14 protein-coding genes and 1 riboswitch are annotated in these 16,040 nt (G+C 28.9%); all 14 genes read left to right on the top strand.

What is annotated here, in order from left to right; translation table 11 throughout:
- The first annotated feature begins 92 nt into the window (after window positions 1–92).
- The 14 genes from purR to ACTG47_RS18555 all read left to right on the top strand — a co-directional run bounded on the left by purR (window position 93) and on the right by ACTG47_RS18555 (window position 16,005).
- Window positions 93–971 carry a pur operon repressor gene (purR, locus tag ACTG47_RS18620; RefSeq protein WP_169468806.1) on the top strand — a complete coding sequence of 293 codons (879 nt, stop codon included), beginning with the start codon at window positions 93–95 and terminating at the stop codon, window positions 969–971.
- Window positions 972–1,126: 155 nt separating this feature from the next.
- Window positions 1,127–1,405 carry a septation regulator SpoVG gene (gene spoVG, locus ACTG47_RS18615; RefSeq protein ID WP_003421453.1) on the top strand — a complete coding sequence of 93 codons (279 nt, stop codon included), beginning with the start codon at window positions 1,127–1,129 and terminating at the stop codon, window positions 1,403–1,405.
- Between the two features lie 212 nt (window positions 1,406–1,617).
- A complete protein-coding gene (glmU, locus tag ACTG47_RS18610) occupies window positions 1,618–2,997 on the top strand; it encodes a bifunctional UDP-N-acetylglucosamine diphosphorylase/glucosamine-1-phosphate N-acetyltransferase GlmU (protein WP_479925651.1) in 1,380 nt (459 codons plus the stop codon).
- Window positions 2,998–3,090: 93 nt separating this feature from the next.
- Window positions 3,091–4,041 (top strand): ribose-phosphate diphosphokinase, encoded by a 951-nt coding sequence (locus ACTG47_RS18605; RefSeq protein ID WP_054271950.1) that lies wholly within the window; start codon window positions 3,091–3,093, stop codon window positions 4,039–4,041.
- Between the two features lie 842 nt (window positions 4,042–4,883).
- Window positions 4,884–4,969: riboswitch (cyclic di-GMP riboswitch) on the top strand.
- 160 nt (window positions 4,970–5,129) lie between these two features.
- Entirely contained in the window at window positions 5,130–5,636 is a 507-nt protein-coding gene (locus ACTG47_RS18600) for a type II secretion system protein (RefSeq protein ID WP_479925650.1), read from the top strand.
- A 178-nt stretch (window positions 5,637–5,814) separates the two neighbouring features.
- Window positions 5,815–7,491 (top strand): GspE/PulE family protein, encoded by a 1,677-nt coding sequence (locus ACTG47_RS18595; RefSeq protein WP_479925649.1) that lies wholly within the window; start codon window positions 5,815–5,817, stop codon window positions 7,489–7,491.
- 11 nt (window positions 7,492–7,502) lie between these two features.
- Entirely contained in the window at window positions 7,503–8,711 is a 1,209-nt protein-coding gene (locus ACTG47_RS18590) for a type II secretion system F family protein (RefSeq protein WP_479925648.1), read from the top strand.
- A gap of 14 nt (window positions 8,712–8,725) precedes the next feature.
- Window positions 8,726–10,438, top strand: a complete 1,713-nt coding sequence (locus ACTG47_RS18585) for a PilN domain-containing protein (RefSeq protein ID WP_479925647.1) — start codon at window positions 8,726–8,728, stop codon at window positions 10,436–10,438.
- Window positions 10,431–11,339, top strand: coding sequence for a type 4a pilus biogenesis protein PilO (gene pilO / locus ACTG47_RS18580; RefSeq protein WP_169468815.1), 909 nt, complete (start codon window positions 10,431–10,433; stop codon window positions 11,337–11,339). The genes ACTG47_RS18585 and pilO overlap by 8 nt, the downstream gene beginning before the upstream one ends.
- Before the next feature lie 23 nt (window positions 11,340–11,362).
- On the top strand, window positions 11,363–11,932 hold the full coding sequence (locus ACTG47_RS18575; protein ID WP_479925646.1) for a PilW family protein: 570 nt from the start codon (window positions 11,363–11,365) through the stop codon (window positions 11,930–11,932).
- A gap of 36 nt (window positions 11,933–11,968) precedes the next feature.
- The gene (locus ACTG47_RS18570) at window positions 11,969–12,496 is read left to right on the top strand and encodes a type II secretion system protein (protein ID WP_479925645.1); all 528 of its coding nucleotides are present in this window, start codon (window positions 11,969–11,971) and stop codon (window positions 12,494–12,496) included.
- A gap of 20 nt (window positions 12,497–12,516) precedes the next feature.
- Window positions 12,517–14,055 (top strand): hypothetical protein, encoded by a 1,539-nt coding sequence (locus ACTG47_RS18565; RefSeq protein WP_479925644.1) that lies wholly within the window; start codon window positions 12,517–12,519, stop codon window positions 14,053–14,055.
- A gap of 104 nt (window positions 14,056–14,159) precedes the next feature.
- A complete protein-coding gene (locus ACTG47_RS18560; protein ID WP_479925643.1) occupies window positions 14,160–15,242 on the top strand; it encodes a type IV pilus twitching motility protein PilT in 1,083 nt (360 codons plus the stop codon).
- Window positions 15,223–16,005 (top strand): prepilin peptidase, encoded by a 783-nt coding sequence (locus tag ACTG47_RS18555; RefSeq protein ID WP_479925642.1) that lies wholly within the window; start codon window positions 15,223–15,225, stop codon window positions 16,003–16,005. Before ACTG47_RS18560 ends, ACTG47_RS18555 begins: the two co-directional genes overlap by 20 nt.
- Window positions 16,006–16,040: the final 35 nt, after the last annotated feature.

The following is a 16,040-nucleotide window of genomic DNA, read 5'->3' as shown; positions in this document are numbered from 1 at the left end:
AATAAAACATAAGTAATATTATACCACAATAAGAATTGTTATGCATTAGTTAGTTTAACGTTATATAAAGGTACTTGTAGGAGGAAATAGCAATGAAATTTAAAAGAACAGAGAGAATTGGAGCGATAGTTAAAATACTGTCTGATAATCCAAATAAAATATATACATTAAGTTATTTTACAAATCAATTTAATGCAGCAAAATCAACAATAAGTGAAGATTTATTAGTTGTAAAAAACGTATTTGAAAAACTGCATTTAGGTAAAGTTATAACTATCTCAGGAGCAGCAGGGGGAGTAAAATATATACCTAAAACTTCTATAGCAGAAAATGCAGAGTTCTTAATGGAATTATGTGAGAAAATATGTGACAAGTCTAGAATATTATCTGGTGGTTTTTTATACTTGATTGATTTAATTTATGACCCTACAATAGCTGCTAAAATAGGAAAGATATTTGCTTCAAATATTGAGTATGTAGATGCAGATTATGTTGTGACAATGGAGACAAAAGGTATACCTATGGCACTTATGACTGCAAAAGCTATGAATTTGCCCCTAGTTATAATAAGAAAAGATATAAAAGTATCAGAAGGACCTACTCTTAGTATGACATATGTGAGTGGAAATAGAAGCTCTAAGGTTGAGAGTATGAGTTTACCAAGAAAAGCCCTTAAGCCAGATAGTAAAGTTATAATTATAGATGATTTCATGAGGGGTGGAGGTACTATAAAAGGAATGGTAGACCTTATGAATGAATTTGGTGCAGAAGTTATAGGCACTGGAGTATTCATATCTACAACGAACCCTTCAGAAAAGATGGTAAAAGATTATATCTCATTAATTCAGTTGGATGTTGATGGAGATAAAATAGTAGTAGAGCCAAATTTAAAGACTTTTAAAGATGAATATAGAAATGAAGATTTAGATGAAGAAGATTCAGAATTTGAATTTGAGATAGATGAAGATTAATAAAAAAAATATTTAGAAAAATATGTAAAAATAAAAAGAGGATATCCCTAGTTGTTCATAGAATTACTTAAAAAACAGTTTATATTAATTTATTCCAGCGATAATAATTTTAATATAAATTAATTTCTGTCAAAATCAAAGGGGGATATTTTGGTATGAAGATAACTGACGTAAGAGTAAGAAAATTAACAGAAGAAGGTAAGATGAAATGTATAGTTTCAATAACTTTCGATAATTTGTTTGTAGTACATGATATAAAAGTTATAGAAGGCCATAATGGCCTATTTATAGCAATGCCTAGCAGAAAAGTAGGCGAAGGAAATTTCAGAGATATAGCTCATCCAATAAATGCAGAAATGAGACAAGTTTTAGAAGATGCAGTTTTACAAGCGTATCATGAAGCATTAGTTCAATGGGAAGTAGCTGCTGAATAATAATAAATATATAAAATGGAGAGAGCCCGAACATTTAGGCTCTTTTTAAATGGAGAATTTGCATTAAAATATGTACTTTTTAGTAAAAAAGTGCTATATTATTAGTGATAATGTATATGTTGTATACAAATTGTCAAATAAATGTATTATAATGTATATTGATTGAGAGAATAATACGAATAAAATTAAATTAGATTGAATGGAGTGTATCAATGAACTTTAAAGCTATAATCCTTGCCGCAGGTAAAGGAACAAGAATGAAGTCTAAATACCCAAAAGTTATTCATAAAGTATGTGGAAAAGAAATGGTTAACCATATTATAGATGTTTCAAAAAAATCAGGTGTAAAAGATACTGTTGTGATTTTGGGACATGAAGCTGAAGTAGTAAAGGAAAAATTAGCAGAAGAAACTATAATAGCCATGCAAACAGAACAGCTTGGAACAGGGCATGCTGTAAAGATGGCTAAAGAATATATTAATGATGAAGATATAATAGTTGTACTTTGTGGAGATACTCCACTTATAAAGGAAGAGACTTTAAAAAAATTATTTGAATATCATATAGAAAATAAATATCATGCCACAGTTCTTACAACAAGAGTTGGAAATCCAACAGGTTATGGTAGAATAATAAGAGATAAAAAGGGTGACCTTCTTAGAATAGTAGAACAAAAAGATGCAAATTCAGAAGAAAAAATGATAAGTGAGATAAACTCTGGAATTTATTGTTTTAATGGTAAGAGTCTTAGAGAAGCATTAGACTTGTTAAATAATAACAATGCACAAGGCGAATATTATTTAACTGATACTGCTAAAATAATGAGAGACAAAGGTCTTAAAGTTGGTGCATTTGCAGGTTCAACTATTGAAGAGCTTATGGGTGTTAATTCAAGAGTAGAATTATCAAAAGCAGAAGAGATTATGAGAAGAAGAATAAATGAATCTCATATGGTAAATGGAGTGACTATAATAAACACTAACTCTACCTATATAGAATCTGATGTTGAGATAGGTAATGATACTATAATATATCCAGGCGTTATGTTACAAGGGAAAACAAAGATAGGTTCGGATTGTATAATTGGAACAAATTCATCTATAACAAATTCAGAAATAGGTGATGGTACAGAAGTAAAAAATTCAACTATAATTGATAGTAAAGTTGGAGAAAATACTACTATTGGACCATATGCATATCTAAGACCGAAAAGTAACTTAGGAAACAATGTAAAAATAGGTGATTTTGTTGAAGTAAAAAATGCTGTTATAGAAGATGGTTCAAAGGCTTCTCATCTTTCTTACATAGGCGATGCACATGTTGGTAAAAATGTAAATATTGGATGTGGAGTTGTCTTTGTAAACTATGATGGTAAAAATAAATTTAAATCAGTAGTAAAAGATAACGCATTTATAGGTTCAAATTCTAACCTAGTTGCACCAGTAGTTGTAGAAGAAAAAGGGTATATAGCAACTGGTTCAACAATAACACATGATGTTCCAGATGGAGCTTTGGCAATAGCTAGAGAAAGACAAGTTATTAAAGAAGGCTGGGTAGAAAAGAAGAACCAAAAAGATGCAGAAGGTAAGTAATTATTAGTTTATTATTTTGGCTAATAAATTTAGCTCGAAATTATTATAAATTATATTCGTTAAGATTTTAAAATTTTCAGGAGGGTTACATAAATGAATACTAGCGGAAGCGAGATTAAAATTATTGCAGGTAATTCATCGAAAGAGTTAGCACAGAAAATAGCTGACTATATAGGTGTATCAGTGCTAGACTGTGAAGTAGGTACATTCAGTGATGGTGAAATATGTGTAAATATGAATGAGACAGTAAGAGGTTGTGATGTGTTTGTAGTACAATCTACTAACAGTCCAGTAAATGATAACTTAATGGAGTTATTAATCTTAATTGATGCATTAAAGAGAGCATCAGCAGGAAGAATAACAGCAGTTATTCCTTACTATGGATATGCAAGACAAGACAGAAAAGCTAAGGCAAGAGATCCAATCACTGCTAAATTAGTTGCAAACTTAATAACTGCTGCTGGAGCAGACAGAGTATTAACAATGGATTTACATGCAGCTCAAATACAAGGATACTTTGATATACCACTAGACCATTTATTAGGTGGAACAATATTAGCAGATTACTTCAATGAAAAGAAAATAGAAGATTTAGTAGTAGTATCTCCTGACTTAGGAAGTGTTACTAGATCAAGAAAGTTTGCTAATACTTTAAATGGAGAAGTACCAATAGCTATAATAGATAAGAGAAGACCAAAAGCTAATGTATGTGAAGTTATGAACTTAATAGGTGATGTTAAAGGTAAAAATGTTATACTATTAGATGACATGATAGATACAGCAGGAACAATAGTTAATGCGGCAAATGCACTTAAAGAGTTTGGTGCAAAAGATGTTTATGCTTGTTGTACTCATGGTGTATTATCAGGACCAGCTATTGAAAGAATTTCTAATTCAGAGATAAGTGAGTTAATAGTTCTTGATACTATACAACTTCCTGAAGAGAAAAGAATTGATAAGATAAAGATAAAAACTGTAGCTCCTTTATTTGGTGATGCTATAAGAATGATATTCTCTAACGAATCAGTAAGTAAATTATTCTAATTTATTAGATTTATAAGAGTTGTTTAAAAGGATATAAAACTTTTGAGCAACTCTTTTTTGATATTTTAATTTATATAGCTATTTTTTATTATTAGAAGTATGTATGTAATTTTAGGTAAGGATTATAGTTTAAAACTTAGATGTAGTTAAGTAAAAAATAAGTATAAAAAAACATATAATATTATGAATATTATGAATATAAAAAATATTTAGAAAAAGTATTGAAAAATTTCAGATTATGTAGTATTATGTAAATATAAATAAAGAAAGAGGTGTTTCCAATGGGAAGGTCAGAAGATGAACCCCTAATAATTAAATGATTCAGTCACAATCTAGAAGAAATAAAAAAATCTATTGAAAGTTTATTTATAAGAATTGAAAATAGTATCTATTCTATATCTTTAATGTTTGTGAGAGGGTTCTGGATTATATAAAGTTACTGTAAAGAAAGTAATTTTGCACAATAAGCATATCTGTAAATGAAGAATTTCATTTATATAGTGATTGTGACTGAATCATAATTAAAAGAGATAGAATGTTTATATATAGATGATTTTAATAAAATACTATATTGTAATAGCTTCTAGCTTTCAAATAAATATTAGCAAAGGATGGAAATGACAATGATAAAACTAAATGATAATTTATAAATATCTCCTTACGATATATGATAATTGTAGGGAGATGTTTCTTTTTTTGTATAGTATAAATATTTATAGTAATTGTGTTTCAATATGTAAATTATTGGTATATATAAATAATATAAACTTAGTTGATAAAATTTGGTAACTATTATATAATATAAGTGGATATGTATATATTTTATGCATTACCCTGAATTTAATAAAAATAGAAACGTTGATGTATGTTCTGTGATTTGGGCGCCTTGGGACATATGGAGTTAGTGGTGCAACCGGCTATGGAATTGTATTTATTTATGGATACTTTTATTTTCATAGCATTTTTTGTTTTAAAATGGTTATATGCTAGAAATAAATCTGGTTAGTACGTGTAAATAATTTTACTTAGATTTTTAACCAGATATATTATAAGTAAGTATTAATTAAAAAAATTGAGGGGGAATAAAAATGAAGTTAAGAAAGAATAAAAAAGGTTTCACTTTAGTGGAATTATTGGTAGTAATTGCAATTATAGGTATATTAGCAGTAGTAGCAGTTCCAGCTTTATTTAGTAATATAAATAAGGCTAAGGTAGCAAGTGTTGAGTCTGATTATAGTTCAGTTAAGAGTGCAGCATTGTCTTATTATTCAGATAATAATAAAGTTCCTGTTGATGGTACTTTAAGTAGTTTAAGTGCTTATATGGAGACTCTTCCTGATAAAGCAGATATAGGTGGAGAATATCAATTGCTTTCTGTTGGCAATAAATTAGTATTACAGATAGGTAATACTAAGGATAATAAAGTCGAAGGTGCTACATTAACAAAAGAACAAACAAATAAGTTATTGAGTGATTTAGGTAATAAAATATATAAGAATAAAAAAGATACTGAACTTACTGAGCCATTAGAAAAAGATAATACCGTAAAAAATGGGATTATATATATAGTACTTATAGATAATACTGATATGTAGTATTCATATAAAATGTTTAGATGTATTCAAAAAAGAGTTAAAATTATATACACATTGAGTAAGATATCATAAATTTAATAAAAAAGACAGGAAGAAAATCTTCCTGTCTTTTATACTATTTTCTTTAATATACAATCATAAATGATGATATAATTGAGATAGTAAAGGAGTGAAATCTGTGGCTAAAAAAGTTAGAATAGGAGACAAACTGGTTGAAAAAGGATACATAACAGAAGACCAGCTTAAATGGGCATTATCAGAGCAAAAAAACAGTGGAAAAAGACTAGGAGAATTTCTAGTACAAGAAGGTCTTATAGATAGTAACTTATTAATAAGTGTATTAAAAGAACTTTTGGATATAGAAAGTGTATTTTTAGAAGGAACAGAAATAGACACATTAGCTACAAAAATGGTTCCAGAAAATATATGCAAAAGATATGCGATATTTCCATTCAAAATCGATGGAGACAAGATATGTCTAGCCATGTCAGACCCACAAGATAGAGAAGCAGTTCAAGATGTAAGACGTATGTCAGGAAAAGATGTAGAAATATTTATATCGAGTGCAGAAGATATAAACAAAGCAATAGGTCATGCTTATGCTCATTCAGAAATAAATAAGGCAATGACTGAGTACAACAAGAATAGAACTGGTGGAGTAAGAGAAACAGTAATACTTGAAGAAGATGTAAACGCAGCTCCAATAGTAAGATTAGTAAACAACATACTAGAAAATGCAGTAAGAATGGAAGCAAGTGATATACATATAGAACAAAGCGAAAATTACATGCGTGTCAGATTTAGAATAGATGGTATGCTAAGGGAATATATGAGAATGAACTCAGCGCCATACAAAGCAGTAGTAAGTCGTATCAAAATAATGTCAGATATAAATATATCTGAAAAGAGAATCCCACAAGATGGCAGAATCTATTTAAAAGTAGATAACAAACCTATAGATTTTAGGATTTCTACAATGCCAACTAATAGGGATGAAAAGATAGCCATGAGGGTTCTTGATAAGAGTAATTTTATGGTTAGCAAAGAAGTACTAGGAATAGATGAGCATGGCTCTAAGATATATGACGAGTTGATAAACACTCCTTATGGACTTATATTGGTAGTTGGGCCTACTGGAAGTGGAAAGACAACTACATTATATTCAATGTTAAATCAATTAAATACGGAAAATAGGAATCTCCTAACTATAGAAGACCCTATAGAGTATGAATTACCTGGTGTAAATCAATCTCAAATAAATGAAAAAGCAGGTCTTACCTTTGCTAGTGGGCTTAGAGCTTTTATGCGTCAAGACCCAGATATAATAATGGTCGGAGAGATAAGGGATACTGAAACTGCGGAAATAGCAATTAGAGCTTCTCTTACAGGACATTTAGTTTTAAGTACATTACATGCAAATACAGCAGTTGGAGCAATTTCTCGTCTTTTAGATATGGATGTAGAAAGTTTTTTGATAACCTCATCCGTTTTAGGGGTAATATCTCAAAGACTTACAAGAAAAATTTGTGAGCATTGTAGGGTTTCATATGAAGCAGATATTGGGGAAAAAAAAGCTCTTGGTATTGATATAAATGAATCAGTAACTATTTATAAAGGAGAAGGATGTGAAAGATGCAATAATACAGGATATAAGGGGCGTCTAGGTATATTTGAAATGCTTGAAATAACACCAGAAATAAAAGAGTTAATAGATTCATCTGCCAATCAAAGAGAAATTTTAAAGGTAGCTAGACAACAAGGTATGATTAGTCTAAAAGAGGATATAGTTAAAAAGGTTTTAAATGGAAAGACAACAGTAGAAGAAATGATTAGAATAATTTTGATGACTGATTAAAGGATGATATTATGAAAAGTTTTAAGTATACAGTGATAAAAGAGGATGGGAAAAAGCAAACTGATGTGATTGAAGCTAATGATTTTAATGAAGCAAGAAATTTACTTAGAAAAAGAAATCTTAGAGTTCTCGAAATTAAAGAAAGCAAAAGTAAAAACATACGTGCCTTTAGTAGGAAGAGAAAAAAAGACTTAGGAGCTGACCAGATAAGCCACTTTTGTAGACAGTTTGCTATTATAGTATCTTCTGGCATAAATAGTATCTCAGGCTTAGAAACATTAGCCAGAAGGTCAACTAATGTTACATTGAGAGAAGAAATTAATCGTATAGTGGCAGAAATAAAAATAGGTTCTACTATTGCAGATTCAATGCTTTCATCAAAATCAAAGTTTCCAAAGTTACTTGGTGCTATGGTAGCTACAGGTGAGGCCACAGGTAAATTAGATGAAGTACTAAAAAGTATGGCTTCATTTTATTCAAGTGAACATAGAATTAAACAAAAACTTAGAAATGCAGCGACATATCCACTAATAGTTTTAATTTCTTCATTTGTAATGATTTTTATATTTACAGCATTTATGGTACCTAAGATGGTTAATTCAATTACAACAGTAGGGGCATCTCTTCCACTTATAACAAGAATTGTTATGGGGTTTGGTATGTTTATGAAGAAGTTTTGGATAATAGTACTTCTAGCTATTATATTATCTATTTACCAGTTTAAGAAATATCTAAAAACACCAATTGGTAGAGCACATAAAGATAGAGTCATAAATAAGATACCTATTTTAGGAAAAGGAATAAATTGTATGGTAGCTACACGGTTTTCAAGAGCATTGTATCTATTTGTATCAACAGGATACCCATTAGTTCAAGGGCTTGATTATATTATAGACAGTGTAAATAACACCATGGCAGAAAAGATTTTGGCATCAGCTAAAGATGGAATAACAAGAGGTGAGGGCTTAGCAGAGAACTTAGAGAGATATACATATTTTGATTCTGTATTAGTACAGATGATAGCTATAGGGGAGCAGACAGGGGAGTTAGAGAATATAAGCAGACAGATGGCCGAATTCTATGAGTATGAATCCGAAATTTATTTAAATAGGATGGCATCAATGATAGAACCTGTTTTAATAATTGCAGTTGGTATTATAGTTGCGGTACTGGTTGTATCAATATTTATGCCAATGCTTAGTATATATGATGCTATGTAGGAGGGAAAGGACAAATGAACAAGGTTTATGTATCATATTATGGCGATTCTATTTCCATAGTTGAGGGCAGATATAAACATGATAAAGATAAGTTTTATATAAAAAATTTTAATGCGTTTTCAATAGAGGATATTGCACAAGATTTTTCTAAGGAAAAGTATGCTCTATTGAGATACGCATTAGAAAATGTGAAGTTAAAATCAAGACACGTAGTTTTTTGTTTAAATACAAGAGATGTAATTCTAAAACCCCAAAAACTCCCTAAGATGGACAAAAAGGATTTAGACGGATTTATGAAGCTAGAAATGGATGAGATGATGGCTTTGGAATCAGAAGAATATGTGTTTTCATATGAAGTATCTAGTGAAACATCAGATAATTCAACTGGTGAGGAGTCAAGTTTAAATCTTATCATTGGAGCTATAAAAAAAGAAGAAATAAATGCAATTGTAGAGATAATGCATGAGTTCGATTTAATATTAGATAGAATAGATACGTTATCAACAGCTTATTTAAGAATTCTTAAAAATTTAGATTACAACGATATAATGGTAACAAATATAAGTGACAATAGTACAATTATAAATATATATAAGAAAGATACTTTATTTATTAGTGATAATATACCTATAAGAATAACTGCAAAAGATATGGAAATGCAATTATTAAATGTAGTAGAAGAATCAAAAGGTCTTATGAATTACTATTCGTCAAGAAACTTTGGTAAGGTCACAGATACCATATTAATATTAGGAAAAAGATATTCTAATAAATTGATTTATGAGGCTTTTAGCTCTGCATTTTCAAATTATGTTTCTCAAGGTCTTACTGAGATAATGGATATATCTGATATGATAGCTGGAGATATAGACGAAGATGATATAAATTCAATTGTAGAGCTTCTAGGAAGCATGATAGAACCTAAAGGTAAAAAAGATTTTGAAAATATAAATTTTTTACCAATGAATATACTCAAAAAACAGATGAAAGCCAAACAAGTGAAAAGCATATTGAAAATAGCTCCAATAGTTATTTTAGTTCTTGCTATTCCATATTTATGTTTGATTTTTTCAAATAGTTTAGCTAATAAAGAGCTTGAAAATGTCAATGATGAAATAAGAAATATCGAATCTGCATATTATCAGATTGGAAACATAGAAAAAATGATAAAAAGTAAAACTGAAGAAATAAAAGTATATGATATGTTAATTGGGAAAAAGGTAAAGTGGGAAAATTTATTGGATGATATAGATAAAAATACTCCAAATAGAGTTGAACTAACAAGCTTATCAACTACTTATCAAAATCTTGGAACTACTAATAAAACTGAAAACTCAAATAACAATAAGACTACCACAGATAAATCAAGTAGTAATGAAACAAAATCAAACACTAAAAGTAATAGTGATGGAAATAAAACTAGTAGTGATTTAAATGAAGATAAGACTAAAAATGTATCAGAAGCATTAACAGGGGATAGTGAAACTAATGATACAGATACAGAAAAAGATGATAAAACACCACTGTATGATAAAATACCAAATGTTATAAACATAGAAGGAAATGCTAAAGATTCTTCTTATATAGGTCAATTTTTATATAAACTAAAAGGCTTGTATTATTTTGAGGATGTTAAATTACATAGCATAAAAAGTAACGAAGAAGATTCTAACTATACATTTAGCATGACATTATACCTGAAAGAAGGTGTATTAACTAATGAATAAAGATATATTTAAAAAAGATATAAAAGATATATTCAAAATGGAAGTTAGTCTAAAAGGAATTCTTATAAAAGTATTAATTTTACTGGCTATTTTATCATATGGCTACTTTGGGCTTTATCCTCAATACCAAAAATATGTTGCTACAAAAAATTCTGTAAAACAATCTACAGAAAAATTAAATACATATAAAGAGAAAACAGCTCTTATGCCAAAATATGAAAAACAACTTAAGGAAGTTGAAAGTGAACTGAAAGAAAAAAGTAAAAATCTTTTATATGATATGCAAGATGGTCTCTTTCTAATAGGTTTAGACAAAAAAATGAAAGCGTATAACATAGATTTAACTAGTTATGATGTTGGAAATGTTAGAGAATATGAGCATTTTTATGGTATATCAACAACAATAAGTGTTAGAGGCGATTATAGAAACGTCAAGAAATTAATGGCTTACTTAGAAGAACAAAAAAATGTTACTCAGATATTAGATTATACAATGACTTCATATATAGAGCCAGAAAAAGAAGAAAAAGAAACAATAAGTAATAAGGATTTAATTAAAAATGTGAACATAAATAAAGATACAAAGATATATTGGGTAGAAGGCGAAGATAAATGGCACTTATATAATGATTGTCCATTGATAAAAGAAGGAGAAATTCTAAAAAATGATAAACTTTTAGATAGGTCCACTAGTTATCTATGTAATACTTGTGTACTTAGAGCAGCTACAGAAAAAGAAACGCAAAAAGAAGTTGTAGCCCCAGAAGCAGAAGGTGTAGTGGATGCTACATTTAAATTTATAATGTACACTAAGGATAATACTACTATGATACTTGACACAGATAATCCATCTTCATGGAGACCAGGAAAATATAATCCATTTAAGTCTAGTGCAAAATAAAGTTAAATGGGCTTTAAAGATAGGTGATAAACTTGTACAAAAATAATGAAAAGGGTCTTACCTTATTAGAAATAATCGTAGCTGTATTTATATTGACTATAGTTTTAAGTATTTCTTATAAAGTATTTAATGGGATAACATTAGCAGTAAAGAAGCAACAAATCATTACAGATGCTCAAGTAAATATTAATTTGATTAATAAGTATCTAAATAGGGATTTAGAAAACTGTAAAGAGGTAACCAAAGCTAGTTCAGGTGGTAATTATGAATATAATATAGAGACACCAGATAATATTGTAAAGTATGAAGTTTCTATACAAACTAAAAATAATACAGGAGTATATTCTGTAACAAGAATTCAAGAAGATACTTCCGATTCCAAAAGTGCGGTTAGAGAAGAGATAATATCTAATCAACCTCTAGTTCAAAATAATAAAGAAATGAAGGAAACACCATTTAAAATAGAGAAGCAAACTGATAAATCTATTTATACTGTAAGTATATACTATAATGAATCAACACAAGAAAGTCAGAAAGATAGTGATTTAAACAATAAGACTTATACATTTGATGTTATGTCTAGAATTGGGTAATGATAATTTATTTAAAAATAAGTAGGTTGATAAAATATGGGTAAAAAGAGTAATGAAAAAGGTTTTTCTTTAATTGAAGTGTTAGTAGCTCTGGCTATTATGGGAATTATACTATTTGTATTTTTTAATATTATCAATACTAATAACAAAGCCAACACTAAAAATGACACAGATATAAGTTCATTAAACTATGTTCAAAGTGAAATAGAAAATCTGAGAGGAAAAATAAAGAGTGGAGAATTTGATTTTGATAGCTTAGAAAAACGAGAAGATGGAACTGTTGTGTATGAAAAACTAATAGATAATTCAAAAAAAATTGTGTATGATAAAGTGCTTAGTAAGGATGATGTGAGTTTATATGATACTCCATACGAAAAGATTACAACTATAAAAAATAAAGATGGAGATTTAATTGACAAAGAAAGTATTGCAAATAAAATAAAAATTACTGTAGAAGATAAAAATGGTCAAATATATAAAATAACTGCAGCTGGGAAAAGTATGAATGACTATTCAAGTAAAAAAGAAGTTAAAATTGTAACTGAAATATTTAAAGATAAATAATTTTACTTGGGGGTGAGATTTTGAGGAAGTGGAATAAATTTAAAAGTGAAAGAGGGGCAGCCTTAGTTTTAGTTTTGGTTGTAGTAGCATTGCTTTCTATTGTGGGATTGACATTTTCAAATCAGATAGCGAATAGAATAAAATCTACAAAGACTACTAATGAGGGTATACAAGCAAAGTATTTGGCAGAAACATGTGTGGAAAATAGTGTTGATAAAGCATATACAAAATTGTATGATGAACTTGAAAAAATGGATAATGAGTTTAAAAATGAGAATAAAGAAAAATCTATATCTAGGTCAACATTAAGGAATATATCAGAGACAGATATTAATAATCAAGAGGAGGAAAATCTTCCAGAAGAAAGACTAGGTTATATGAATAATATAAAGTCTTATTTAAGTAAGGCTTCTTCTGATTTAGAAAAAGCTAGTATAGAGTTAAAAAAATTACAGGATTTAAATATACTTGATGATAGAGATTTTGAAGAAGTAAATATAAATATTCTATCACATAGAGATTCTATATTAGCAATCTTGAAGAATTATACTTCTGGAGATATAAATAAAATAAGTGAAAGTGTTTTGGATGGAGATATAAGTTCAACTACGATTACTGAAACAAAGTTAATAAATAATGATATCATTTTAAAAATGTTTTTAGAAGAAGGTAAAGTTGATAAAGAACAATTAAATCCTACATTTTCATACACTTATAAAGCACTAGATAATATTTCTCTGGCAATGCAAAATATGATTGAGTATAGACATACATTTCATATTGATGACCCAAAAGTAGAGGTATCTGATGGAATTCCAAATTCTCAACAATATTATGACTTAATACAAAGTCCTATAATGAATAGTAAGAAATATAATTGGAAGGATACATGGGAGAAATTAGAAGAATTATTGAAAGATTTACCAAATCAAACTGAAGGATTTAATTCCTTAAGAGTTCATTTGAAAAATAATGTAAGAAAATTTGAACAGTTAAGTGATAATATATCTAATGGTAATAAAAATACGGCAGAAGCTTTTCTGGAATATAAAGATTTATTATATAAGATATCAGAACAATGCAATCAGTTAAAAAGTATGTCTTATGAGAAGATACCAGTTAGATATGACAACTTGGCTTTAATAACAAGCTTTGATTATATACAAAATAATCTTTTAGCGGAAATAAAATGTAGACTGAAAGAATTAAAACCTCAGGAAGTTGATAAAACAGAAGACACTACTATAAAAATACCTTTTTACAAAGCTGACTACGACATGACAAAAGAAGACTGGCCAGAATTAAAAGAAAATGGTTCAGGGTCAGAGTTAAGCTTAGTAGTAACTGGAGATAAGAACGGAATAAAAGAGGTAGAAGTCAAAGATGGACAAGAAAAAATTCTTGGATTAGGTGTTGAAGAAAACTCAAATTCAAAATATGAAGTTGAAGCTAAAGTTAAATTTAATATAAATGTAGACTCAAATATATTAGATAATTATGATATAAAAGATAAAATTTCAATTAGCCATGACATAAGTTCATACAAAAAAGTAAACTAAACACAAAGATACAACTTAGTATAAACATATAATTAATAAAGTAACTTTATATATTTATTACTAAAAAATAAGTAAACTAATAGAAGATATGGAGATTAAATATTATGTATATTTATGATTTATTGGAGCAAGGTATAAGACTGAACGCATCAGATATACACATAACAGTTGGAACGAATCCTGTAGCTAGAGTAAAAGGTGGATTTGTAAAACTAAGTGAGCAGATACTGACACCAGAAATAACAGTGCAAATGGCAAAAGACATAGCAGGGGAATCTATGTTTAAAGTAATAGAAGAACATGGAGAAGCTGATTTCTCAGCTTCTCTAAAAACAGGTGAAAGATTTAGGGTAAACTCATATAGACAAAAAGGAAATTATGCAATAGCAATAAGAACTATAACAGCAGAGATACCAACTTTTGAGAAATTAGGACTTCCAGAAAACATAAAATCATTTACTGAAAGGCATAAAGGGTTGGTTTTAGTTACAGGTCCAACAGGAAGTGGTAAAAGTACAACACTTGCAAGTATGGTAAATATAATAAATGAAACACAACAAAAACATATAATTACGCTTGAAGACCCAATAGAATATGTACATCATCATAAACAAAGCTTGGTAAATCAAAGAGAAGTAGGAACTGATACAGAAAGTTTTAATTCAGCTCTTAGAGCTATCTTGCGTCAAGACCCAGATGTAATACTAATAGGAGAGATGAGAGACCCTGAAACTGTATCAATAGCATTAACAGCAGCAGAAACAGGGCATTTGGTATTTTCAACACTACATACAGTTGGAGCGGCTAAGACAATTGATAGAATAGTTGATATGTTTCAACCATCCCAACAGCAACAAATAAAGACTCAGCTATCTACAGTTTGTGAAGGGGTAGTGTCACAACAATTACTTCCTACAGCAGATGGAAAAGGGAGAATAGCTGCAATTGAATTGATGTTTGCTACTCCAGCAATAAAAAACTTAATAAGAGAAGGAAAAACATATCAGATTCCAAATATGATACAAACTGGAGTTAAAGCAGGTATGAAAACTATGGACCAAGATTTAATGGAACTTTATAAAAATGGAAAAATTACGAAAGATATGGCACTTAGTAGATGTACTGACCAAGAATTTATGACAAGAATGATAGGTGGAGTAAATTATAATGGACATTATAATCGTTAATTTATACGTATTTATAGTTGGATTAGTATTTGGAAGTTTCTTTAATGTTTGTATTTTTAGGATTCCAGAAGAGATATCTATTTCTAGCCCTCCCTCCCGTTGTATGAGTTGCAACACTAGGCTAAAGCCTATAGATTTAATACCAGTACTAAGCTATTTGATAAGTGGTAGAAAATGTAGATATTGTTATGAGAAAATTTCTAGTAGATATGCTATAGTAGAATTAATTACAGGAATTTTATTTTTAACAGTGTTTATGATATATGGAATATCCACAACAACTATTTATTATTTAGTTCTTGTGTCTTTATTGATTATAATAACATTTATAGATATTGACCACTTTATAATACCAGATAAAATACTTATTTTTGGAGCTATATTTGCTGTAATTTTTAATCTCTTTTTTAAAGAAATACCAATTAAGAATTCGATTATAGGAGCTTTTACTTGTGGAGGTAGTGTTTGGCTTATTGTGCTTTTGATTGAATTTATAGTAAAAAAAGAGTGTATGGGTGGAGGAGACATTAAGCTATTTGCAATGATAGGACTTTATATGGGTGTTAAGAATGGTCTTTTGACTGCCCTACTAAGTGTTTATGTAGGTGCAGTATATGGAATTTGTGTGATAATATTAAGTAAGATAAAGAAAAAGGAATATAATTCTGTTATACCTTATGGTCCATTCATATCAATTGGAGCATTAATAACAATCTTATGTGGGAAACAATTACTTGAACTTTATTTTTCTATTATTATGTAGACAATCGTTAGACTTAAGCAAGTTTTAATTTTTAT

The sequence above is a fragment of the Clostridioides sp. LIBA-6622 genome, from assembly GCF_056716095.1.
This window is presented reverse-complemented; position numbering and strand designations above follow the sequence as displayed.

Bases quoted from the DNA above. Each gene is read 5' to 3' on its own strand.
- purR (WP_169468806.1), top strand. From the start codon at position 93: ATGAAATTTAAAAGAACAGAGAGAATTGGAGCGATAGTTAAAATACTG.
- ACTG47_RS18590 (WP_479925648.1), top strand. From the start codon at position 7,503: ATGAAAAGTTTTAAGTATACAGTGATAAAAGAGGATGGGAAAAAGCAA.
- ACTG47_RS18570 (WP_479925645.1), top strand. From the start codon at position 11,969: ATGGGTAAAAAGAGTAATGAAAAAGGTTTTTCTTTAATTGAAGTGTTA.
- spoVG (WP_003421453.1), top strand. From the start codon at position 1,127: ATGAAGATAACTGACGTAAGAGTAAGAAAATTAACAGAAGAAGGTAAG.
- ACTG47_RS18560 (WP_479925643.1), top strand. From the start codon at position 14,160: ATGTATATTTATGATTTATTGGAGCAAGGTATAAGACTGAACGCATCA.
- pilO (WP_169468815.1), top strand. From the start codon at position 10,431: ATGAATAAAGATATATTTAAAAAAGATATAAAAGATATATTCAAAATG.
- ACTG47_RS18605 (WP_054271950.1), top strand. From the start codon at position 3,091: ATGAATACTAGCGGAAGCGAGATTAAAATTATTGCAGGTAATTCATCG.
- ACTG47_RS18600 (WP_479925650.1), top strand. From the start codon at position 5,130: ATGAAGTTAAGAAAGAATAAAAAAGGTTTCACTTTAGTGGAATTATTG.
- glmU (WP_479925651.1), top strand. From the start codon at position 1,618: ATGAACTTTAAAGCTATAATCCTTGCCGCAGGTAAAGGAACAAGAATG.
- ACTG47_RS18555 (WP_479925642.1), top strand. From the start codon at position 15,223: ATGGACATTATAATCGTTAATTTATACGTATTTATAGTTGGATTAGTA.
- ACTG47_RS18585 (WP_479925647.1), top strand. From the start codon at position 8,726: ATGAACAAGGTTTATGTATCATATTATGGCGATTCTATTTCCATAGTT.